Origin of the sequence: Streptomyces sp. NPDC056503, from assembly GCF_042794995.1 — a bacterium.
In the GTDB taxonomy this organism is placed as follows: Bacteria; Actinomycetota; Actinomycetes; order Streptomycetales; family Streptomycetaceae; genus Streptomyces.
In genome coordinates, this window is sequence record NZ_JBHTST010000038.1 from 36,960 (window position 1) to 56,924 (window position 19,965).

The 19,965-nt window shown below is 73.5% G+C and carries 18 protein-coding genes; 7 read left to right on the forward strand and 11 right to left on the reverse strand.

Annotated elements, in window-relative coordinates; translation table 11 throughout:
* Positions 1–12: 12 nt before the first annotated feature.
* The 3 genes from ACFQ8C_RS14400 to ACFQ8C_RS14410 are packed head-to-tail and all read right to left on the reverse strand — an operon-like array spanning position 13 to position 2,887.
* Positions 13–804, reverse strand: coding sequence for an ABC transporter ATP-binding protein (locus tag ACFQ8C_RS14400; protein WP_383456415.1), 792 nt, complete (start codon positions 802–804; stop codon positions 13–15).
* Entirely contained in the window at positions 801–1,886 is a 1,086-nt protein-coding gene (locus tag ACFQ8C_RS14405; RefSeq protein WP_383456417.1) for a FecCD family ABC transporter permease, read from the reverse strand. Before ACFQ8C_RS14405 ends, ACFQ8C_RS14400 begins: the two co-directional genes overlap by 4 nt.
* Positions 1,883–2,887, reverse strand: a complete 1,005-nt coding sequence (locus ACFQ8C_RS14410) for a FecCD family ABC transporter permease (protein WP_383456420.1) — start codon at positions 2,885–2,887, stop codon at positions 1,883–1,885. The genes ACFQ8C_RS14405 and ACFQ8C_RS14410 overlap by 4 nt, the downstream gene beginning before the upstream one ends.
* A gap of 109 nt (positions 2,888–2,996) precedes the next feature.
* On the opposite strand from ACFQ8C_RS14410, the gene ACFQ8C_RS14415 reads away from it, so the two are divergent.
* On the forward strand, positions 2,997–3,632 hold the full coding sequence (locus ACFQ8C_RS14415) for an HAD family hydrolase (RefSeq protein WP_383456422.1): 636 nt from the start codon (positions 2,997–2,999) through the stop codon (positions 3,630–3,632).
* A 214-nt stretch (positions 3,633–3,846) separates the two neighbouring features.
* Here ACFQ8C_RS14415 and ACFQ8C_RS14420 read toward each other — a convergent pair whose 3' ends face one another.
* Positions 3,847–4,113 (reverse strand): hypothetical protein, encoded by a 267-nt coding sequence (locus ACFQ8C_RS14420; RefSeq protein WP_383456425.1) that lies wholly within the window; start codon positions 4,111–4,113, stop codon positions 3,847–3,849.
* A gap of 143 nt (positions 4,114–4,256) precedes the next feature.
* On the opposite strand from ACFQ8C_RS14420, the gene ACFQ8C_RS14425 reads away from it, so the two are divergent.
* Positions 4,257–4,640 (forward strand): cold-shock protein, encoded by a 384-nt coding sequence (locus tag ACFQ8C_RS14425; RefSeq protein WP_360315203.1) that lies wholly within the window; start codon positions 4,257–4,259, stop codon positions 4,638–4,640.
* Between the two features lie 34 nt (positions 4,641–4,674).
* Here the strand turns inward: ACFQ8C_RS14425 and ACFQ8C_RS14430 are convergent, their stop codons facing one another.
* The 4 genes from ACFQ8C_RS14430 to ACFQ8C_RS14445 all read right to left on the reverse strand — a co-directional run bounded on the left by ACFQ8C_RS14430 (position 4,675) and on the right by ACFQ8C_RS14445 (position 8,208).
* The gene (locus ACFQ8C_RS14430; RefSeq protein WP_383456429.1) at positions 4,675–5,526 is read right to left on the reverse strand and encodes a 1,4-dihydroxy-6-naphthoate synthase; all 852 of its coding nucleotides are present in this window, start codon (positions 5,524–5,526) and stop codon (positions 4,675–4,677) included.
* Positions 5,517–6,263, reverse strand: a complete 747-nt coding sequence (locus ACFQ8C_RS14435) for a futalosine hydrolase (protein WP_383456432.1) — start codon at positions 6,261–6,263, stop codon at positions 5,517–5,519. The genes ACFQ8C_RS14430 and ACFQ8C_RS14435 overlap by 10 nt, the downstream gene beginning before the upstream one ends.
* A gap of 7 nt (positions 6,264–6,270) precedes the next feature.
* Positions 6,271–6,750, reverse strand: a complete 480-nt coding sequence (locus tag ACFQ8C_RS14440; protein WP_383456435.1) for a DUF2771 domain-containing protein — start codon at positions 6,748–6,750, stop codon at positions 6,271–6,273.
* 81 nt (positions 6,751–6,831) lie between these two features.
* Positions 6,832–8,208, reverse strand: coding sequence for an MFS transporter (locus ACFQ8C_RS14445; protein WP_383456438.1), 1,377 nt, complete (start codon positions 8,206–8,208; stop codon positions 6,832–6,834).
* A 530-nt stretch (positions 8,209–8,738) separates the two neighbouring features.
* On the opposite strand from ACFQ8C_RS14445, the gene ACFQ8C_RS14450 reads away from it, so the two are divergent.
* The gene (locus tag ACFQ8C_RS14450; protein ID WP_383456441.1) at positions 8,739–9,674 is read left to right on the forward strand and encodes a DUF3027 domain-containing protein; all 936 of its coding nucleotides are present in this window, start codon (positions 8,739–8,741) and stop codon (positions 9,672–9,674) included.
* Positions 9,675–10,153: 479 nt separating this feature from the next.
* The gene (locus ACFQ8C_RS14455; protein ID WP_383456444.1) at positions 10,154–13,288 is read left to right on the forward strand and encodes a sacsin N-terminal ATP-binding-like domain-containing protein; all 3,135 of its coding nucleotides are present in this window, start codon (positions 10,154–10,156) and stop codon (positions 13,286–13,288) included.
* Between the two features lie 21 nt (positions 13,289–13,309).
* On the opposite strand, the gene ACFQ8C_RS14460 is transcribed toward ACFQ8C_RS14455, so the two are convergent.
* Both ACFQ8C_RS14460 and ACFQ8C_RS14465 read right to left on the reverse strand, forming a co-directional pair.
* Positions 13,310–15,730, reverse strand: a complete 2,421-nt coding sequence (locus tag ACFQ8C_RS14460) for an HAD-IC family P-type ATPase (RefSeq protein ID WP_383456447.1) — start codon at positions 15,728–15,730, stop codon at positions 13,310–13,312.
* 88 nt (positions 15,731–15,818) lie between these two features.
* A complete protein-coding gene (locus ACFQ8C_RS14465) occupies positions 15,819–16,094 on the reverse strand; it encodes a DUF2530 domain-containing protein (RefSeq protein WP_383456450.1) in 276 nt (91 codons plus the stop codon).
* 158 nt (positions 16,095–16,252) lie between these two features.
* Between ACFQ8C_RS14465 and ACFQ8C_RS14470 the strand changes: the two genes are divergently transcribed.
* Positions 16,253–17,704 (forward strand): NCS2 family permease, encoded by a 1,452-nt coding sequence (locus tag ACFQ8C_RS14470; RefSeq protein ID WP_383456452.1) that lies wholly within the window; start codon positions 16,253–16,255, stop codon positions 17,702–17,704.
* Here ACFQ8C_RS14470 and ACFQ8C_RS14475 read toward each other — a convergent pair.
* Entirely contained in the window at positions 17,674–17,925 is a 252-nt protein-coding gene (locus ACFQ8C_RS14475) for a hypothetical protein (protein WP_383456454.1), read from the reverse strand. The genes ACFQ8C_RS14470 and ACFQ8C_RS14475 overlap by 31 nt on opposite strands.
* Before the next feature lie 167 nt (positions 17,926–18,092).
* Here ACFQ8C_RS14475 and ACFQ8C_RS14480 point away from each other — a divergent pair, with 167 nt between their 5' ends.
* Positions 18,093–18,536, forward strand: coding sequence for a MarR family winged helix-turn-helix transcriptional regulator (locus ACFQ8C_RS14480; protein ID WP_383456457.1), 444 nt, complete (start codon positions 18,093–18,095; stop codon positions 18,534–18,536).
* Positions 18,537–18,562: 26 nt separating this feature from the next.
* The gene (locus ACFQ8C_RS14485) at positions 18,563–19,909 is read left to right on the forward strand and encodes an MFS transporter (RefSeq protein ID WP_383456460.1); all 1,347 of its coding nucleotides are present in this window, start codon (positions 18,563–18,565) and stop codon (positions 19,907–19,909) included.
* The last annotated feature ends 56 nt before the right edge of the window (positions 19,910–19,965 follow it).

Consider the following 19,965-nt stretch of genomic DNA (forward strand, 5'->3'; position numbering starts at 1 on the left):
CATGGTGCCGGACTACTCGGCGCTCCACGGTGCTCCCGGTACCACCAGCGGGGAGCCCGTCACCGGGTCGGGTACGACCACCGCGGGGAGGCCGAAGACGTCGTGGACCATCGCGTCGGTGACGATGTCGGACGGGGCGCCCTGCGCCACCACCCGGCCCGCCTTCATGGCGATGAGGTGGTCCGCGTACCGCGCCGCCTGGTTCAGGTCGTGGAGGACCAGGACCACCGTCCGCCCGCGCGAGCGGTTGAGGCGGCGCACCAGGTCCAGGACCTCCACCTGGTGCGCGATGTCCAGGTAGGTGGTCGGCTCGTCGAGGAGCAGCAGGTCGGTCTCCTGCGCGAGGGCCATCGCGATCCAGACGCGCTGCCGCTGGCCGCCGGAGAGCTCGTCCACCGAGCGGTCGGCGAGGTCGGCGACGTCCGTGCGGGCCATCGCCTCCGTGACCGCCCGCTCGTCCTCCTCCGACCACTGCTTCCACCAGGCCTGGTGCGGCTGGCGTCCGCGCGCGACGAGGTCCGCGACCGTGATCGCCTCGGGCGCGACCGGCGTCTGCGGCAGCAGGCCGATCGAGCGGGCGATCCGCTTCGTCGGCAGCTTCGCCAGCTCCTCCCCGTCGAGCAGGACCGCGCCCCGGGCCGGCCTGAGGAGCCGGCCGAGCGCCCGCAGGGTGGTCGACTTGCCGCAGGCGTTGGGGCCGACGATGACGGTCACCCGCCCGTCGGGGATCGCCAGGTCGAGGTCCTCCACGACGACCCGGCTCTCGTAGGCGAGGGTCAGCCCGCGGGCCGTCAGTCTGCTCATGCCTTCTCTCCCGTGCGGCTCCGGACGATGAGCCAGATCAGATACGGGGCGCCGACCGCCGCCGTGAGGACACCCACCGGCAGTTCCACCGGTGAGAACAGCCGCCGCCCGAGGAGGTCGGCGGTGACGACGACCAGCGCGCCCAGGAGCGCCGAGCAGAACAGCGGGATCTGCGCGGTGCGCGTCACCCGGCGGGCGATCTGCGGGGCGAGCAGCGCGACGAAGTCGACCGGCCCGGCGACCCCGGTCGCCACCGAGGCCAGCACCACGCCCACCGCGACGAGCCCGAGCCGGACCCGTCCCAGCCGGACGCCGAGGGCGGTGGCCGTGGAGTCGTCGAGGGAGACGGTCCGCTGGGCGCGGGCCGCCCACAGCACGGCGGGCAGCATCAGCAGCAGCGTCCAGCGGACCGGCGCCGACTCCTCCCAGCCGCGTCCGTTGAGCGAGCCGGTCATCCAGATCTGCGCCTGCTGGGCGACGAGGTAGTCGCCCTTGGTCATGAAGAGGGTGATGAGGGACCGGAGCGCGATGGCGAAGCCGATGCCGATGAGGACGAAGCGGGTGGCGTGCAGCCCGCCGCGCCAGGCGAAGAGGTACACGAGCGCGGCGGCGAGGACGCCGCCGGCGATCGACAGGTACGGCAGGACCGTGTACGAGGCGAGGCCGAAGGTCATCGCGGCGACGGTGACCGCGCCCGCGCCCTGGCTGATGCCGATGATGTCGGGCGAGGCGAGCGGGTTGCGGGCGACCGTCTGGATGAGCGCGCCGGCGATCCCGAAGGCGGCGCCGACGGAGAGGGCGGTGACGAGCCGCGGCGCGCGCAGCTCCTCGACGACGAACGCGGCGGGGGAGTCGCCGCCGGTGAGGATCGTGAGGACCTCGCCGGGGGCGATGGTCCGCTCGCCGACGCAGAGGTACGCGACCGAGACCGCGGCCAGGAGCAGGAGCAGCACCGCGGCGGCGAGCACCGACCGCCGGTGGACGAGGAAGGAGGCGGGGCCGAGGCGGAGGAGCCCGTACCCGGCGGGCCGGGCGGGGACGGCGGCGGTGGCGGTGGCCCCGCCGGTCTTCGTGAGGCTCACGCCGGCACCGCCTTCCGGCGTACGAGCGTCACCAGGAACGGCACCCCGATGAGCGCGGTCATGACCCCGGCGGGTACTTCGCCCGGCGGGAAGACGATCCGGCCGGCGACGTCCGCGACCAGCACCATCACCGGCCCGATCAGCGCGGCCATCGGCAGCACCCACCGGTGGTCGGAGCCGACGACGGCCCGGGCGATGTGCGGGACGGCGAGGCCGACGAAGGCGATGGGGCCAGCGGCGGCGACGGCCGCGCCGGTGAGGACGGTCGCGCCGAGCCCGCCGACGATCCGGACGGTCGCGACCTTCTGCCCGAGTCCCCTGGCGACGTCCTCGCCGAGCGCGAGCGCGTCCAGGCCGCGCGCCACCGACAGCACCAGCACGGCGCCGGCCAGCAGGAACGGCCAGATCTGCGCGATCGTGGCCGCGTCCCGCCCGTCGAGGGAGCCGGTCTGCCAGAACCGGAACTCGTCGAGCGCCGCCGCCTTCGTGGTGAGCACGCCGGTCGTCACCGACAGCAGCAGCGCGTTGATCGCGGCGCCGCCGAGGGCCAGCTTCACCGGTGTGGCGCCGCCCCGGCCGCTGGAGGCGATCGCGTACACGGCGACCGAGGCGAGCGCGGCGCCGGCGAAGGCGAACCACACGTAGCCGGAGAGGTCGTGCACGCCGAGGAAGGCGATGGCGAGGACGACGGCGACCGAGGAGCCCTGGCTGATGCCGAGGATGCCGGGGTCGGCGATCGGGTTGCGGGTGATGCCCTGGAGGGCGGTGCCGGCGAGCGCGAGGGCGGCGCCGACCATCAGCCCGATGACGGTCCGGGGCACGCGGAGCTGGCGCACCACCTCGGCGTCGTCGCCGGTCCCGCCGTGCAGGAGCGCGTCGAGGACGGTGCCGGGCGCGATGGCCCGGGCGCCCACGGCGAGGCTGAGGAGGACGGCGAGGAGCAGGGCGACGACGGCCGCCGAGGTCGCGAGGACCCGTCTGGAACGGAAAGCGGCTGTCATGAGCACCCATCGAGCATCGGGGCGGGAGGTCCGGTAAGGAAAGCCTTGGCTCAGTCGCCGTGGCCCGGCCTCAGTGTAAACAGCAGCCATATTCGAACACCCGGGCACAATGTCCCCCATGACGACGAACGTATCCGCAGGCCCGCTCACGGTCGGGTTCGACCTCGACCTGACCCTCCTCGACACCCGCCCGGGCATCAAGGCCGCCTTCACGGCCTTCTCGGAGAAGTACGGCGTCGAGGTCGACGCCGACCTCGTCGTCACCCGCCTCGGCCCGCCGCTGGAGCAGGAGATGGCCCACTGGGTGCCCGCCGGGCAGGTCACCGAGATGACCGCCCGCTACCGCGCCCTCTACCCCGAGTACGCCATCGAGCCGACCGTCCCCATGCCCGGCGCCCGCGACGCCCTCGACGCGGTCCGGGAGGCCGGCGGCCGGGCGATCGTCGTCACCGCCAAGAACGCCCCCGACGCGCACCGGCACTTCGCCCACCTGGGCATCGAGCCGGACGCCGTCGTCGGCCGTCTCTTCGCCGAGGCCAAGGCGGAGGCGCTGCGCGCCCACGGCGCCTCGGTGTACGTCGGCGACCACGTCGGCGACGTGCGCGGCGCGAAGGCCGCCGGCGCCCTGTCGGTCGCCGTCGCGACCGGCCCGTGCGCCCCCGACGAGCTCCGCGAGGCCGGGGCCGACGTGGTCCTCAAGGACCTGACGGACTTCCGTACCTGGTGGGAGCGGTACCTCGGCTAGGCCGTTTCTTTCGGATCTGGCCGGATCAGGGAGCGGCGTCTGGTGCGTGCGCTCGCAAGGCGGAGGAGGGAGTCCATGCGGTGGGGGCACCTCCCAGCGGTAGCTGGGGGACATCGGCGACCGACGACAACGCGGCGAGCGTGCGTGCGCATGGGGGCACCTCCCAGCGGTAGCTGGGGGAGTCGCGAGCCCGGCAAGATCCGAAAGAGACGGCCTAGGCCGCCCGCTGCCCCTGCCGGGCCTGCCGCCGCTGGGCCGCGACCGACCGGAGCACTCCGGCGGCGGCGAGCGCGAAACCGACGCCCATCAGCATCGACACCAGATAGGCGACGGTCGGGAAGGGATCGGTACCGAGGAGGAGCGGGGCCACGGTGACCAGCGTCGCGACCGCCCCGACCGCGAAGACGACGACGCCCGCCTTGACGAGTCCGTCGCCCGGCGCGGAATCGTCCACCGGTCCTGTACGGGTTTCACTGCGCATCCCGTCAGGGTAGTTCCCTGGCCGTGGCGACACTTCGGCGGCGTCTTGTCACGGGCCCCCGGAGCATTAGCCTTGGTGCCGGCGGGCCGTTGTCGACCCGCTGTTTCCTTTACCCCGACGAGTCAACGAGGACGAGGACAGACGTGCCTACCGGCAAGGTCAAATGGTTCAACAGCGAGAAGGGCTTCGGCTTCCTCTCCCGCGACGACGGCGGTGACGTGTTCGTGCACTCGTCGGTGCTCCCTGCCGGGGTCGACGCACTGAAGCCGGGCCAGCGGGTGGAGTTCGGCGTCGTCGCGGGTCAGCGGGGTGACCAGGCGCTCTCGGTGGCGATCCTCGACCCGACGCCCTCGGTGGCGGCGGCGCAGCGCCGCAAGCCCGACGAGCTGGCGTCGATCGTCCAGGACCTGACGACGCTCCTGGAGAACATCACGCCGATGCTGGAGCGCGGCCGGTACCCCGACAAGGCGGCCGGCAAGAAGATCGCGGGCCTGCTGCGGGCGGTCGCGGACCAGCTCGACGTCTGATCCCGTCCGGTCGGACGCCCGGTCCCCCGCCCCGTCAGGGGAAGGACAGCGCGTCCGGGCCGAGGGGCGGTACCAGTCCCTCGGCCGCGGCCCGGGTGAGCAGCCCCCGGACCGCCGCGTAGCCGGCCTCGCCGAGGTCGGCGGTGAACTCGTTGACGTAGAGCCCGATGTGCTGGTCGGCGACCTTCGGGTCCATCTCCTGCGCGTGCTCCATCACGTACGGCCGTGAGGCGACCGGGTCGTCCCAGGCCATCCGCACCGAGCGCCGGGCGGAGTCGGCGAGCAGCCGCAGCGTCTCCGCGCCGAGCGAGCGCCGGGCGACGATCGCGCCGAGCGGGATCGGGAGCCCGGTGGTGGACTCCCAGTGCTCGCCCATGTCGGCGAGGCAGTGGAGTCCGTAGGACTTGTAGGTGAAGCGGGCCTCGTGGATGACGAGCCCCGCGTCGACCTTCCCGTCCCGGACCGCGGGCATGATCTCGTGGAACGGCAGCACGACGACCTCGCCGACGCCTCCGGGCACCGTCTCGGCCGCCCACAGCCGGAAGAGGAGGTAGGCGGTCGAGCGCTCGCTCGGCACGGCGACCGTCTTCCCGGCGAGGTCCGCGCCGGTCCCGGCCTCCCTGGTCAGCACGAGCGGGCCGCAGCCCCGGCCGAGGGCGCCGCCGCAGGGCAGCAGCGCGTACTCGTCGAGGATCCACGGCAGGACGGCGTACGAGACCTTCAGGACGTCGTGTCCGTCGGTGCCGCCCTCCGCCCAGCCGTTGGTGACGTCGATGTCGGCGAAGGTGACGTCGAGGTGCGGGGCGCCGGGGACGCGGCCGTGGGCCCAGGCGTCGAAGACGAAGGTGTCGTTCGGGCAGGGCGAGTAGGCGATCTTCAGCTGCACGGCCGTGCCTCCCAGAAGGCGGTGTCGAGTACGGTCACGGCCCGCCGCAGCGCTTCCAGGGCGTCGCCGATGCGCCAGGCGGCGCGGTCGCGGGGCCCGACGGCGTTCGACACGGCCCGCAGTTCGAGGACGGCGGCGCCGTGGGCCGCGGCGGCCTCGGCGACCCCGAAGCCCTCCATGGCCTCGGCGGCGGCCCCCGGGTGGCGGCCGGCGAGGGCGGCGGCCCGGTCGGCGGTGCCGGTGACGGTGGAGACGGTCAGCACGGCGCCGGTGGTGTGCGGGAGTCCGGCGGCGGCGAGGGCGGCGGCCGCGGGCGCGGTGAGGGCGTCCGGGACGCGGTGGACGGAGCGGCCGAAGCCCAGCTCCTCGACGGGGACGAACCCCTCGGGCGTGTCGGCGCCCAGGTCGGCGGCGACGATCGCGTCGGAGACGACGAGCGAGCCGAGCGGGGCGCGGCCGGGGAAGCCGCCGGCGATCCCGGCGGAGACGACGAGCCCGTACGGCTCGCCGGCGAGTGCGGCCCGGGTCAGCGCGGCGCCCGTCGCGGCGGCGACGGCGGCGGGCCCGACCCCGCCGACGAGGACGTCGGCGCCGCCGTGCTCCGCCGCGTACCGGCGCAGCACGAGTCCGCCCGGCACGGAGAGCTCCCCGCCCGGGCGGGCGAGGGTCGCGAGACCGCCGGCGACGGAGTCGGCCTCCGCCGTCACGGCCGTCACGATCAGGATCCGGTGGGGCACCGGAGGATCAGGATTCCTTCTTCAGCTTGAAGTGCCAGATGCCGGTGAGCGTCTTGCCGGTGTTCTCGACGATCGTCACCTGCGTCTCGTCGGTGCTCTCGCCGGTCTGGCTGGAGAAGAACGCGCTGGCCGGGATGGTCCGGTACGTCTTCTTGTACGGCTCGGGCTCGGCCTGCTGGCCGCCGAGGAAGATGGTCCAGCCGTTGTCGGCGATCGACGGGTCCACACCGAAGCGGATCTTGTCGTCCATGGCGACGGTGATCGACTTCTCGGCCTTCTTGTTGAGGCACTTCTGGACGTCGGACTCCTTGATGGGGTCGCCGTCGTTGTAGCAGGAGGCCTCGGAATTGATCGATTCGGTCCCGACCGTGACGGTCGCGATCGGAGTCGGCTTTTCGCAGGCGGTGAGGACGAGGAGCCCGGCGGAGACGGCCCCGAGGGCGACGGCGGCCCGGCGGCGCGAGCCGGAGAAGAACGCAACGGTCATGAGCCGAAGGCTATCGGGCCGCCGCGCCGCTGCCACGCGGGGGTACGGCGTGCCGCGCACCGGGCCCGATACGCGGGCACCTCAGGCCACCTTCGCCCGCGGTGTCCGGTCCGACGCGCCCGGCCCGCGCGACGACAGCAGGCCCCGCACGGCGAGGAGGACGCCGATCGTCAGGAAGCCGGCGGCCACCGCCATCCCCACCGTCCCGTTCAGCGGCATCGCGATGCCGAGCGCGCCGCCCACCACCCACGCCATCTGGAGCGCCGTCTCCGAGCGGGCGAACGCCGAGGTCCGTACGACCTCCGGCACGTCCCGCTGGATCAGGGCGTCCAGGGACAGCTTCGACAGGGCCTGCGTGAGCCCCGCGACCGCGCCCAGCACCGCGACCATCACCCCGCCGAAGAAGACGGCGGTGCAGATCGCCGCCGCGAGCACCGTCGTGATCATCACCGCGATGATCACCTCCGGCCGGTGCCCCCGGTCCCGCAGCAGCGAGCCGGCCGCCGTCCCGCACGCGTTCCCCACCCCCGCCGCCACGCCCACGATCCCCAGCGACACCGCCGCCGACTGCCCCGACAGCGGATGCTCGCGCAGCAGGAACGCCAGGAAGAAGATCAGGAACCCGGAGAGCATCCGCTGCGCCGCGTTCGCCTGGAGCCCGTGCAGCACCGCCGGCCCCACCGTCCGCAGACTCGGCTTCTTCTCGCCGTGCGTCAGCAGGTGCGCACGGCGCTCGCCCTTCGCCGAGTCCACCTTGTGCGGCATCCGGACCGCCCAGTACGCCCCCAGCAGGAACAGCGCGCACGCCCCGAACAAGGGCCAGCGGGGCCCGACCAGCTGGAGCCCCGCCCCGATCGGCGCGGCGATGCCGGTGGCGAGCAGCCCGGCGAGCGTCACCCGCGAGTTCGCCTTCACCAGCGAGAAGCCGGGGGGCAGCAGCCGGGGCACCACGGCGCTGCGCACCACCCCGTACGCCTTCGACGCCACGAGCACGCCGAGCGCCGCCGGATACAGCTCGATCCCGCCGGTCGCGACGGCGCCCGACATCAGCACGGCCAGCACCGCCCGGGTGAGCATCGCCGCCGCCATCGCCGCCCGCCGCCCGTGCGGCAGCCGGTCGAGGAGTGGCCCGATGACGGGCGCGAGGAGTGTGAAGGGAAGCATGGTGATGGCGAGGTAGAGCGCGACCCGCCCGCGGGCCTCGTCGGTCGGCACGGAGAAGAAGACGGTCGACGCGAGCGCCACGGTGATCATCACGTCCCCGGCGCCGTTCACCGCGTGCAGCTCGATCAGCTTTCCGAGCCCCGACTCGCCCGCGCCGTGCGCGTGCGTCGCCCGCCGGATCCCCTTCGCGGTCCCCGTGAACGGCAGGTGCAGAGCACGCCCCACCGTCCGGCCCGCTCTGCGGAGCGGCCCGGGACGATCGTGGGATCGACCGGAGGACCGTGCGGCTGCCACCACCTCATAGTGCCCCAACCCGGGCCCGCCCGAACCGAGCCGACGGGCCCCGGGGTGTCGGGGACCCGGAAGGACACACCGGTACGGGGGCGGGCACGGGGACGGGCGGAGGCGGACGCGGAGACGGCACGGAGGCGGCCGCGGGGGGCGCGTGGAGGCGGTCACGGGGGCGTGCGGAGGCGGTTTCGAGGGCGGTAGAGGGAGTTTCGAGGGCGTCCCCGGGCGGTCCGGGAGCCCGCTCGGGGCGGCGGCTCGGAGGCCTGATCCGGGTCACTTGGGGCGCGCAGGTGGGCCCAGGCCCGCGAACGGGGTAGCGTGCGTAGCGCGCCACCGGCGGTTCCTTTCGGCCGCGCGCCCCTTCGGCATCCCGCAGAATGGATGACGATAGGTGTGCCCGAGACATGTGAGACCGGTCGGGTGCGGACGTCGATGCGGCCCTCAGGTCCGCTCCGCCCGCCCCGCTCCCGGAGCCTCGCTCCCGAACCTCGGCCGGCGCACCCGTGAGACGGCGTAGGAGAGAAGCGAGACCTGTGAGTGCTGCGACGACGCGAGACCGTACCCCGCGTGCCCCGCGAGCCACGCGTACCCCGGCCCCCGACCGCCTCTGCGCCGAGGCCGTAGACCTCGCGCGGGAGGCGGCCGAGGAGGCCGCCGCCCCCGGCGTCGTCGGCGAACACTCCGGTGTCGTCGCGGAGGGCGACCGGGTCGTCACGCACTACTTCGAGTGCAAGGAGCCGGGTTACCGCGGCTGGCGCTGGGCCGTCACCGTCACCCGTGCCTCCCGGGCCAAGAACGTCACGCTTGACGAAACCGTCCTGCTGCCCGGCTCCGACGCCCTCCTCGCGCCCGAATGGGTGCCGTGGAGCGAGCGGCTGCGCCCCGGCGACCTCGGCCCCGGCGACCTCCTGCCGACCGAGCAGGACGACCCGCGCCTGGAGCCCGGCTACACCGGCGAGGACGCCCCGCCGCCGAACTCCGCGCTCTCCACCGACCTCGCGGACCACCTCGATGTGGAGGACGCCGAGATCACCGACCGCGTGCCGACGCGCGGTGCGATCGCGGCGGTCGCGGAGGAGCTCGGCATGGGCCGGGCGCGCGTCCTCTCCCGGTACGGCCTCCGGATCGCGGCGGACCGCTGGGACGACTCCTTCGGCCCCCGCACGCCCATGGCCCAGGCGGCCCCGGCGACCTGCCAGTCCTGCGCCTTCCTGATTCCCCTGTCCGGCTCCCTGGGCCAGTCCTTCGGCCTCTGCGCCAACGAACTGTCCCCGGCGGACGGGCGCGTGGTCTCCCTCGCGTACGGCTGCGGCGGTCACTCCGAGGCGGCCGTCATGCCGACGCCGCCCCGGCCGGCCCCGCCCGTCCTGGACTCCACCGCCACGGACCCCTTCCCCCTCCGCCCCCCGACGGACTCCGGCAGCACGGTCCCCGAGGACACCACCACCTCGGACCTGGGCCACTCCTGACCCACGGGGCCCCGGCCGCTCCGTCGCGGGCGTCCGTCCCGCCGGGGTGACGGGGCCCGGGGCGACGGGCCCGGGGGGAAGGCGGGAGCGACGGAACGGCGCTCCGCGCCGGGCCCGGGTTCCCGCGCCCGGACGCCCCGCACACGTGCGGCCGCACCGGGGGGCCGTTGTGCCGGGCCTTTCCCCTCAAGGACGACTCTCTGACGACCCCCTGGCGGCCTTCTGACGCCCCCTGACGCCCCCTGACGGCCCCCTTCGGCCCCGCGGAGCAGCTGCCCGCACGGTGGCGGCGCCCGGACCGGCGCGGCCCGCTTCGGCGGCCGCGGGGCCGGTTCCGTGCCGGTTCCGTGCCGGTTCCGGACCCGCGGGCGTGGGCGCCGGGGTCCTTCGGCGTGGGCAGGGGGTTCTCGGAGGGGTCGCGAGCGCGGCGGTCGGGGCGCGGTAACTTCGGCGCGGGACCGAAGGACCGTCACAGCAGAGTGGAGTCATACGTGAGCGTCACCGTCCGGACGACGACCGACGGAAGCGACCCCTTCGGTACCGCGCGGCTCCGCAGAGGCGTCCTGGACGCCTGGACCGCCTCCCCGGCCCGCTTCCGCGAGGACGCGAACGCCGAGGAGGACCTCGCCCTCGGCGGCTACCGCGACCGCCTCGTCGTCGAGCTCGCCCAGAACGCCGCCGACGCGGCCGCCCGCGGCGGGGTGACCGGCCGGCTCCGGCTGACCCTGCACCCGGCGGACGCCGACAGCCCCGCGGTGCTGGCCGCCGCCAACACCGGTGCCCCGCTCGACGCGACCGGCGTCGAGTCGCTGTCCACGCTCCGCGCCTCCGCGAAGCGGACCGAGCGGGACACGGAGACGGCCGTCGGCCGCTTCGGCGTCGGCTTCGCCGCCGTCCTCGCGGTCTCCGACGAGCCCGCCCTCCTGGGCCGGCACGGCGGCGTCCGCTGGGCCCTCGCGGAGGCCCGCGAGCTGACCGCCGACGTGGCCCGCCACGTCCCGGGCCTCGGCGACGAACTGCGCCGCAGGGACGGCCACGTACCGCTCCTGAGGCTGCCGCTGCCCGCCGAGGGCACCGCGCCGGAGGGGTACGACACGGTCGTCGTCCTCCCGCTCCGCGACGGCGCCGCGCACGGCCTCGCCGAGCGGCTCCTCGCCACCGTCGACGACGCGCTGCTGCTCACTCTTCCGGGTCTCTCCGAGATCGTCGTGGAGACCCCGGAAGGGGTACGCACGCTGACCCGTTCCGAGGCGGACGGGTACGTCCGGATCGAGGACTCGGCCGCCGAGGGCCCGCACCGCTGGCGGACCGTCACCCACACGGGCCCGCTCGACGCCGGCCTCCTCGCGGACCGCCCGGTCGAGGAGCGGCTCCGCCCGCACTGGTCGGTCACCTGGGCCGTCCCCGTGGACGGCGCCGGCGCCCCCCGCTACCCGCGCACCGCGCCCGTCGTGCACGCGCCGACGCCCACCGACGAGCCGCTCGGCATCCCCGCCCTGCTGATCGCCTCGCTGCCGCTGGACACGGCCCGCCGCCACCCGGCACCGGGGCCGCTGACGGACTTCCTGGTGCAGCGGGCGGCCGACGCGTACGCCGAACTCCTCGCCGACTGGCGGCCGGTGACGAGCGGTGCGCTCGACCTGGTGCCCGGCCCGCTCGGCAAGGGCCCGCTCGACGGGGCGCTGCGCGAGGCGATCCTGGACCGGCTGCCGCGCGTCGCGTTCCTCGCGCCGGCGGCGCCGACGGAGGAGCTTCCGGCGCTGCGGCCGATCGAGGCGGAGGTCGTCGAGGGCGCGGGCGCGGAGACGGTCGCGGTCCTGGCCGAGGTGTTCCCCGGGCTGCTCCCGGCGGGCCTGGAGCGCCGCCCCGAGCTGCGGACGCTCGGCGTGGGCCGGGTGCCGCTGACGGAGGCGGTGGACCGGCTCGCGGGCGTGGAGCGGGCGCCGGGCTGGTGGCGGCGGCTGTACGACTCCCTCGCCGGGGTGGACCCGGAGCGGCTGACCGGCCTGCCGGTGCCGCTGGACTCGGGCCGGACGGCCATCGGGCCGCGCCTGGTCCTGCTGCCGCAGGAGGGCACCCCGGCGGAGCTGTCCCGGCTCGGTCTGAAGGTGGCGCACCCGGAGGCCGTCCACCCGCTCCTGGAGAAGCTGGGGGCCCTCCCGGCCACGCCCCACGCGGTCCTGACGACCCCCCAGGTGCGGGGGGCGGTCGCGCTCTCCCTCGAATCGGCCGACATGTGGGACCTGGACGCGCCGGAGCTGGACGCGGACGAACTGGTGGAGACGGTCCTCGGTCTCGTGCGGGACGCGGGGCTGGAGCCCGGCGACGAGCCGTGGCTCGGCGCGCTCGCCCTCCCCGACGAGGACGGCGAGCCGGCGCCCGCGGGCGAGCTCGTCATGCCCGACTCGCCGTTCGCGGCCGTCATGCGTGAGGGTGAACTCGCCTACGTCGACACCGACCTGGCCGACCGCTGGGGCCCGGGTCCGCTCGCCGCCTGCGGTGTCCTCGCGAACTTCGCGCTGGTCCGCGCCAACGACCTGGTCCTCGACCCCGACGACCTGGAGCCCCGGGTGGGCGACTACCCGGAGCCGGACGACGCGGGCCTGCTCGAAGCGGTCGACGTGTGGTGCGAGGACGTCCTCGACCGGCTGCCGGCGACCGTGGTGCCGCCGGTGGCGACGGAGATCGTGGCGGTGCGGGACCTGGACCTGGTCGACGACGACGCCTGGCCGCACGCGCTGGCGCTGCTCGCCCGGCCGCCGTACCGGGACGCCCTGATCCAGCCCGTACGGGTCCTCCTCCCGGACGGCACCACGGAGACGGTCCTCTCCTACACGGCCTGGTGGCTGCGCGACCACCCGGTCCTCGACGGGCGCCGCCCGGCGGGGCTCCGCGCGAAGGGCTCGGACCCGCTCCTCGCCGGCCTGTACGACCCCGCCGACGCGACCGGCTTCGAGGACGAGCAGGTCCTGCGGGCCCTCGGCGTCCGCACCTCCGTCCCCGCCCTCCTCGACGAGCCGGGCGGCGCGGCGGAGCTCCTCGGCCGTCTGGCCGACCCGTCCCGCGAGGTCACCGGCGCCCAGCTGCACGCCCTCTACACGGCCCTGGCGGACCTGGACCCCGACCAGGTCACCCTCCCGGACGAGCTCCGCGCGGTGGTGGACGGCGAGCTGGTGGTCGTGGACGCCTCCGAGGCCCTGGTGGCGGACGCCCCCGACCTCCTCCCGCTCACGGCCGGACTCCCCCTCCTCCCGGTCTCCCCGTCGCGGGCGGCCGACCTGGCGGACCTCTTCCAGGTCCGCCGCCTCAGCGAGGCGATGGCGGCGGCGGTGACGACGGAAGGCGAGGAGCACGAGGTCCCGGCCTCCGTCCACGCCCTCCTCGGCCCGTCCACCCCCGCCACCTACGTCGAACACGAGGAGCTCCGGGCCGGCGGCACCGAGCTGGACTGGCGGCTCACCCCGGACGGCACCCTCCACGCCGCCACCCTGGAGGGCGTGGCCGCCGCCCTGGCCTGGGCCACCCGGCAGTGGCCCCGCCGCTTCGAGGTGGCGGCCCTCCTGGAGGACCCCACCCGCACGGACGAACTGGCCCGCGACCGCTGGTTCGACTGACGCGCCCCGGCGGGTGCGGCGCTACGCCGGGAACCGGCGGTCGACCCAGCGCCAGGCGACCTCCAGGAGGGCCGCTCCCGCCGCCGCGACGGCCACGGCCGCCCAGGGCATGGTCGTGCCCACGAGCTTGAGGGCGAAGAAGTCCTGGAGCCAGGGGACGGCGAGGACGAGGAGGAAGGCGCCGCCCATGGCGGCCACCAGGGCGACCCGCCACCAGGTGTAGGGCCGGGCGATGATCGCGAGGACCCACATGGAGACGAGGAAGAGGGTGAGGGTCGCGGCGCTGGTCTCGGCGCCCAGCGCGTCCGGGCCCGTGTAGTGGTGGCGGGCCAGGAGGTAGGTGGTGAAGGTGGCGGCCGCCGCCACGACGCCGCCGGGGATCGCGTAGCGCATGACGCGGCGGACGAAGTGCGGCCTGGCGCGTTCCTTGTTGGGGGCGAGGGCGAGGAAGAAGGCCGGGACGCCGATCGTCAGGGTGGACAGGAGGGTCAGGTGCCGGGGGAGGAAGGGGTACTCGATCTGGCTGACCACCACCAGGATCGCCAGGAGGACCGAGTAGACCGTCTTCGTGAGGAAGAGGGTCGCCACCCGGGTGATGTTGCCGATGACCCGGCGGCCCTCCGCCACCACCGACGGGAGGGTCGCGAAGGAGTTGTTCAGGAGGACGATCTGGGCGACGGCCCGCGTCGCCTCCGAGCCCGAGCCCATGGAGACGCCGATGTCCGCGTCCTTCAGGGCGAGGACGTCGTTGACGCCGTCGCCGGTCATGGCGACCGTGTGCCCGTGGGACTGGAGCGCCGCGACCATGTCCCGCTTCTGTTGCGGGGTGACCCGGCCGAAGACCGCGTTCTCGTCGAGGACCTTCGCCATCTCCTCCCGGTCCGCGGGGAGGGTGCGGGCGTCGACGGTGTCGGCGGCGCCGGGCAGGCCCAGCTTGCCGGCGACCGCGCCGACCGAGACGGCGTTGTCGCCCGAGATGACCTTCGCGGCCACGTGCTGGTCGGCGAAGTAGGCGAGGGTGTCGGCCGCGTCGGGCCGCAGCCGCTGTTCGAGGACGACGAGGGCGGTGGCCCGGGCGTCCTTGGCGACGTCGGGGGAGTCGAGCTCGTGGACCGTACGGGCGAGGAGGAGGACCCGCAGGCCCTGTTCGTTGAGGTGGTCGATGTCGGCGAGGGCCGGGTCGCCGGGCGGGAGGAGGACGTCGGGGGCGCCCAGCAGCCAGGTGGACTCCTCGCCGTCGCCCTCGCTGAACGCCGCGCCGCTGTACTTGCGGGCCGAGGAGAACGGCAGCGACTCGGTGCACCGCCACTCCTCGGCGTCGGGGTAGGCGTCGATGACGGCCTGGAGGGAGGCGTTGGGGCGCGGGTCGGACTCGCCGAGGGCGCCCAGCACCTTGTGCACGTACGCCTCGTCCGCGCCGTCCAGGACGCGGACCTCGGTGACGTCCATGCCGCCCTCGGTGAGCGTGCCCGTCTTGTCGAGGCAGACGACGTCGACCCGGGCCAGGCCCTCGATCGCCGGCAGCTCCTGCACCAGGCACTGTTTCCGGCCGAGCCGGATGACGCCGATCGCGAAGGCGACCGAGGTGAGCAGGACGAGTCCCTCGGGGATCATCGGGACGATGCCGCCGACGGTCCGGGCGATGGAGTTCTTGAGGTCGTTGTCCTTGACGACGAGCTGGCTGATGATCAGGCCGATCGCGGTCGGCACCATCATCCACGTCACGTACTTGAGGATCGTGGAGATGCCCGAGCGCAGCTCGGAGTGGACGAGGGTGAAGCGTGACGCCTCCTCGGCGAGCTGCGCGGCGTACGCCTCCCGGCCGACCTTGGTGGCGGTGAAGGCGCCGCCGCCGGCGACGACGAAGGAGCCGGACATGACGAGGTCGCCGGGGCGTTTGACGACGGGGTCGGCCTCGCCGGTGAGGAGGGACTCGTCGATCTCCATGCTGTCGGCCTCGGCGACGACGCCGTCGACGACGACCTTGTCGCCGGGGCCGAGCTCGATGAGGTCGCCGAGGACGATCTCCGAGGTGGAGATCCCGGCGGCGCGTCCGTCGCGGCGGACGGTGGGTTTCGCCTCGCCGATGACGGCGAGTCCGTCGAGGGTCTTCTTGGCGCGGAGCTCCTGGATGATGCCGATGCCGGTGTTGGCGACGATCACGAAGCCGAAGAGGCTGTCCTGGATCGGCGCGACGATCAGCATGATCACCCAGAGGACGCCGATGATCGCGTTGAACCGGGTGAAGACGTTGGCCCGGACGATGTCGGTGGTGGAGCGGGAGCTGCGGACGGGGACGTCGTTGACCTCGCCGCGCGCGACGCGTTCGGCGACCTCGGCGGCGGTCAGTCCGGCGGGGCGGTGGACGACGGGCGGTCCGGGTTCCACGGGGGTGTCGCGGGTGTCTCCGCCGTCCGTGTCGATCTTCGCCCGCTGCGTCATGTTCTCGACGGTACGACCGGAATCGGCCGTTCACCTGCCGAGAAGGGCGAAGATCCGACCGGGGGAGGAGCGGAATCGTCCCGTGGTGCTACGCGGCGGTCGCCCCGTCCGCCTCCTGCGCCGCCCGGTGCCGCTTGATGGCCGCGTCGCGCTTGCGGACGTACCAGATGCCGATCAGGCCGAGGGCGCCGCCGGCCAGGCAGGTCCACACCCAGGAGGTGATGCCGCGGTCGGCGAACCAGCCGTAGAAGGGGAGCTGGACGAGGAAGAGGACGAACCAGAGGATCGTGCCTCCGGTGATCGTGCCGACGACCGGACCCTCCAGGGGTTCGGGTGCCTCGTGCTTCGGTGTCCACTTCGCCATACGGCTCAGTCTAGGCGGCCCGTTTCGGGGTCTACGCGCGGAGATGGACTCGTCCTCGTTCATGTGTTCATACTGAAACGGTTTGCCTATGGCGGGTTTCCTTCATATGAACCGCCAAAAAAGGACTTCTGGACCTTCCCGAAGAGGAACCCCCTCCCATGAGCACCACGGCCGCCGCCAAGGCCTCCGCCCCCGAGCCGCAGGTCCCGCAGGAACCCGCCTCGGCCCTCGACCGCTACTTCAGGATCTCCGAGCGCGGCTCCACCGTCGCCCGTGAGTTCCGCGGCGGTTTCGCCACCTTCTTCGCGATGGCCTACATCATCGTGCTGAACCCGATCATCCTCGGCAGCGCCAAGGACATGTACGGTCACCAGCTCGACAGCGGTCAGCTCGTCACGGCCACCGTCCTGACGGCGGCCTTCTCGACGCTCCTCATGGGCGTCATCGGCAACGTCCCGATCGCCCTCGCCGCCGGCCTCGGCGTCAACACCGTCGTGGCCCTCCAGCTCGCGCCGAGGATGTCCTGGCCGGACGCCATGGGCATGGTGGTCCTCGCCGGCATCGTCGTGATGCTGCTCGTCGCGACCGGCCTGCGCGAGCGCGTCATGAACGCCGTCCCGGTCGGCCTGCGCAAGGGCATCGCGATCGGCATCGGCCTCTTCATCATGCTGATCGGCCTCGTCGACTCGGGCTTCGTCTCCCGCATCCCCGACGCCGCGCACACCACCGTCCCGCTCCAGCTCGGCACCGGCGGGCACCTCCTCGGCTGGCCGGTCCTCGTCTTCGTCCTGGGCACCCTGCTCACCCTCGCCCTGATCATCCGCAAGGTGCCGGGCGCGATCCTCATCTCGATCGTCGTCATGACGATCGTGGCGATGGTGATCAACGCGGTCGCGGAGGTCCCCTCCTGGGGCCTGACCACCCCGGAGTGGCCCGGCAACCCGGTCGCCTCCCCGGACTTCGGCCTGGTCGGCGAGGTCAGCCTCTTCGGCGGCTTCGGGAAGGTCGGCATCCTCACCGGCGTCCTCTTCGTCTTCACCGTCCTGCTGTCCTGCTTCTTCGACGCCATGGGCACGATCCTCGGCGTCGGCGACGAGGCCAAGCTGATCGACAAGGACGGCAACTTCCCGGGCATCAACAAGGTCCTGCTCGTGGACGGCCTCGCCGTCGCCTCCGGCGGCGCGACCTCCTCGTCGGCCACCACCTGTTTCGTGGAGTCCACGGCGGGCGTCGGCGAGGGTGCCCGTACGGGCCTCGCCTCGGTCGTCACGGGCGGTCTGTTCTCGGTGGCGCTGTTCCTCACGCCGCTCGCGACCATGGTGCCGTCGCAGGCGGCGACCCCCGCGCTGCTCGCGGTGGGCTTCCTGATCCTGGCCGGGTCGATCAAGGACATCGACTGGGCCGACTACACGATCGCGGTGCCGGCCTTCCTGGCCATGACGATGATGCCGTTCACGTACTCGATCACGAACGGCATCGGCATCGGCTTCATCAGCTTCAGCGTGCTGCGTCTCGCGGCCGGCCGGGGCCGTGAGGTCCCGGTGGCCATGTACATCGTGTCGGCGATCTTCGTCTTCTACTACGCGATGCCGGCGCTGGGCCTGACCTGATCGAGCGGGGCGGGGGCGGCGCCGGGAGGTTCCGGCTCCGCCCCCTCCCCGTAGAACTTCTGCGTCACCTCGACGGCGGTCTTGAACCGCTCGTCGAAGTCCTCCCGAATGAGCGTCCGGACGACATAGTCCTGGACGCTCATTCCTCTTTTCGCGGCGTGACCCTTGAGCCGGTCGAGCAGCTCACTGTCGATGCGCAGGCTGAGCACTGTCGATCCCATGCCGTTCAGGGTCGGGGCTCCCGGGGCCCCTTTGCGTCACTTTCCGGATCCGACTCACTCATTTGGGTGATGCATGGATATCGCACCGTGACCTGGACGGGCGTGACGCGTGCGACACGGGGCGTCCCGGTTGGTCTTTAGAGAGAGTAATGAGGTAGCCTAAATACATGCCTGACCTGTCCCACGGCACCGCCGACGACGCCGCGGCCGTGAACGCGATCCGTTCGTCCGTCATGCGGCTGAGCCGGCGCCTCAAGCACCAGCGCGTCGACGAATCGCTGAGCCCGACCGAGATCTCGGTGCTCGGCACCCTGGCCCTCTGCGGCTCCGCCACCCCCGGTGAGCTGGCCCGCAAGGAGCACGTACAGCCGCCGTCGATGACCCGCATCGTGGCGCTGCTCGAAGCCAAGGGACTGGTCCGGCTGGAGCCACACCCCGACGACCGCCGGCAGAAGGTGGTCAGCCAGACCGAGCAGGCCGAGGCCATGCTCGAGGACGCCCGCCGCCGGCGGAACGCCTGGCTGGCCTCCCTCGCCGAGGGACTGGACGAGGACGAGTGGGCCGTACTGCGCGCGGCGGCCCCCGTCCTGGAGAAGCTCGCCCATCTCTGAACCGAGCGCCAAGGAGGCGACGCACTTTGAGCACGGGACCCGGAGCAGACTCCGCACCCGTCCACAAACCCACCACCGACCCCCGTGGGGGCAAGGGGACCTTCTCCTCGCTCTCGATCCGGAACTACCGGCTCTTCTTCACCGGAGCGATCGTCTCCAACACCGGTACGTGGATGGCCCGGATCACCCAGGACTGGCTGGTCCTGAGCCTCACCGGCTCGGCCGCCGCCGTAGGCATCACCACGGCCCTGCAGTTCCTGCCGATGCTCCTCTTCGGCCTGTACGGCGGGGTCATCGCCGACCGCTACCCGAAGCGGCGCCTGCTGCTGATCAGCCAGGCCGCGCTCGGCCTGTGCGGTCTCGCGCTCGCCGCGCTCACCCTCTCCGGGCAGGTGCAGGTCTGGCACGTCTACCTGATCGCCTTCCTCCTCGGCATGGTGACGGTCGTCGACAACCCGGCCCGGCAGTCCTTCGTCTCCGAGATGGTCGGCCCCGACCGGCTCCGCAACGCCGTCTCGCTGAACTCGGCGAACTTCCAGTCCGCCCGGCTCGTCGGCCCCGCCGTCGCGGGCGTCCTGATCGCCGGGGTCGGCAGCGGCTGGGCCTTCCTCATCAACGGCCTCTCCTTCCTCGCGCCGCTGACCGCCCTGTGGCTGATGCGGACGAGCGAGCTCCACAAGGTGGAGCGCGCCCCGCGCGGCAAGGGCCAGCTCCGCGAGGGCCTGCGGTACGTCGCGGGACGCCCCGACCTGATCTGGCCGATCGTCCTCGTCGGCTTCATCGGCACCTTCGGGTTCAACTTCCCGATCTGGCTGACCGCCTTCTCCGGCGAGGTCTTCCACGTCGGCGCCGGCGCGTACGGCTTCCTCAACACCCTGATGGCGGCCGGCTCCCTCGTGGGCGCCCTGCTCGCGGCCCGGCGCGGCTCGACCCGGCTGCGGATGCTGGTGATCGCCGCGGGCGTCTTCGGCGTCCTGGAGATCATGGCGGCGTTCTCGCCGTCGTTCTGGCTCTTCGCGCTGCTGCTCGTCCCCATCGGCATGATCGGCCTCACGGTGAACATCACCGCGAACTCGGCCGTCCAGATGGCGACGGACCCGGCCATGCGGGGCCGGGTGATGAGCCTCTACATGATGGTCTTCGCGGGCGGTACGCCGATCGGCGCGCCGCTGCTCGGCTGGGTCACCGACACGTACGGCGCCCGCGTCGGCTTCGCCACCGGCGGCCTGGTCTCCCTCGCCGCGGCCGCGGTCATCGGCCTCGTCCTGGCCCGCGTCGGCAACCTGAGGCTCGCGATGGGCTGGCGCCACGGCCACCCGAGCGTCCGGTTCGTGCCGCGCGCCGCGCAGGCGGGGCTGGCGACGGCGGCCTGAGCGCCGGACGCCCGGAGGACGGGCGAAGGGGCGGGCGGGAGTCGACGACTCCCGCC

What these genes read in the sequence shown, in the direction of transcription:
- ACFQ8C_RS14400 (WP_383456415.1), bottom strand. Translation starts at nt 804, where the DNA reads ATGAGCAGACTGACGGCCCGCGGGCTGACCCTCGCCTACGAGAGCCGG.
- ACFQ8C_RS14410 (WP_383456420.1), bottom strand. Translation starts at nt 2,887, where the DNA reads ATGACAGCCGCTTTCCGTTCCAGACGGGTCCTCGCGACCTCGGCGGCC.
- ACFQ8C_RS14415 (WP_383456422.1), top strand. Translation starts at nt 2,997, where the DNA reads ATGTCCCCCATGACGACGAACGTATCCGCAGGCCCGCTCACGGTCGGG.
- ACFQ8C_RS14420 (WP_383456425.1), bottom strand. Translation starts at nt 4,113, where the DNA reads ATGCGCAGTGAAACCCGTACAGGACCGGTGGACGATTCCGCGCCGGGC.
- ACFQ8C_RS14440 (WP_383456435.1), bottom strand. Translation starts at nt 6,750, where the DNA reads ATGACCGTTGCGTTCTTCTCCGGCTCGCGCCGCCGGGCCGCCGTCGCC.
- ACFQ8C_RS14460 (WP_383456447.1), bottom strand. Translation starts at nt 15,730, where the DNA reads ATGACGCAGCGGGCGAAGATCGACACGGACGGCGGAGACACCCGCGAC.
- ACFQ8C_RS14465 (WP_383456450.1), bottom strand. Translation starts at nt 16,094, where the DNA reads ATGGCGAAGTGGACACCGAAGCACGAGGCACCCGAACCCCTGGAGGGT.
- ACFQ8C_RS14470 (WP_383456452.1), top strand. Translation starts at nt 16,253, where the DNA reads ATGAGCACCACGGCCGCCGCCAAGGCCTCCGCCCCCGAGCCGCAGGTC.
- ACFQ8C_RS14475 (WP_383456454.1), bottom strand. Translation starts at nt 17,925, where the DNA reads ATGGGATCGACAGTGCTCAGCCTGCGCATCGACAGTGAGCTGCTCGAC.
- ACFQ8C_RS14480 (WP_383456457.1), top strand. Translation starts at nt 18,093, where the DNA reads ATGCCTGACCTGTCCCACGGCACCGCCGACGACGCCGCGGCCGTGAAC.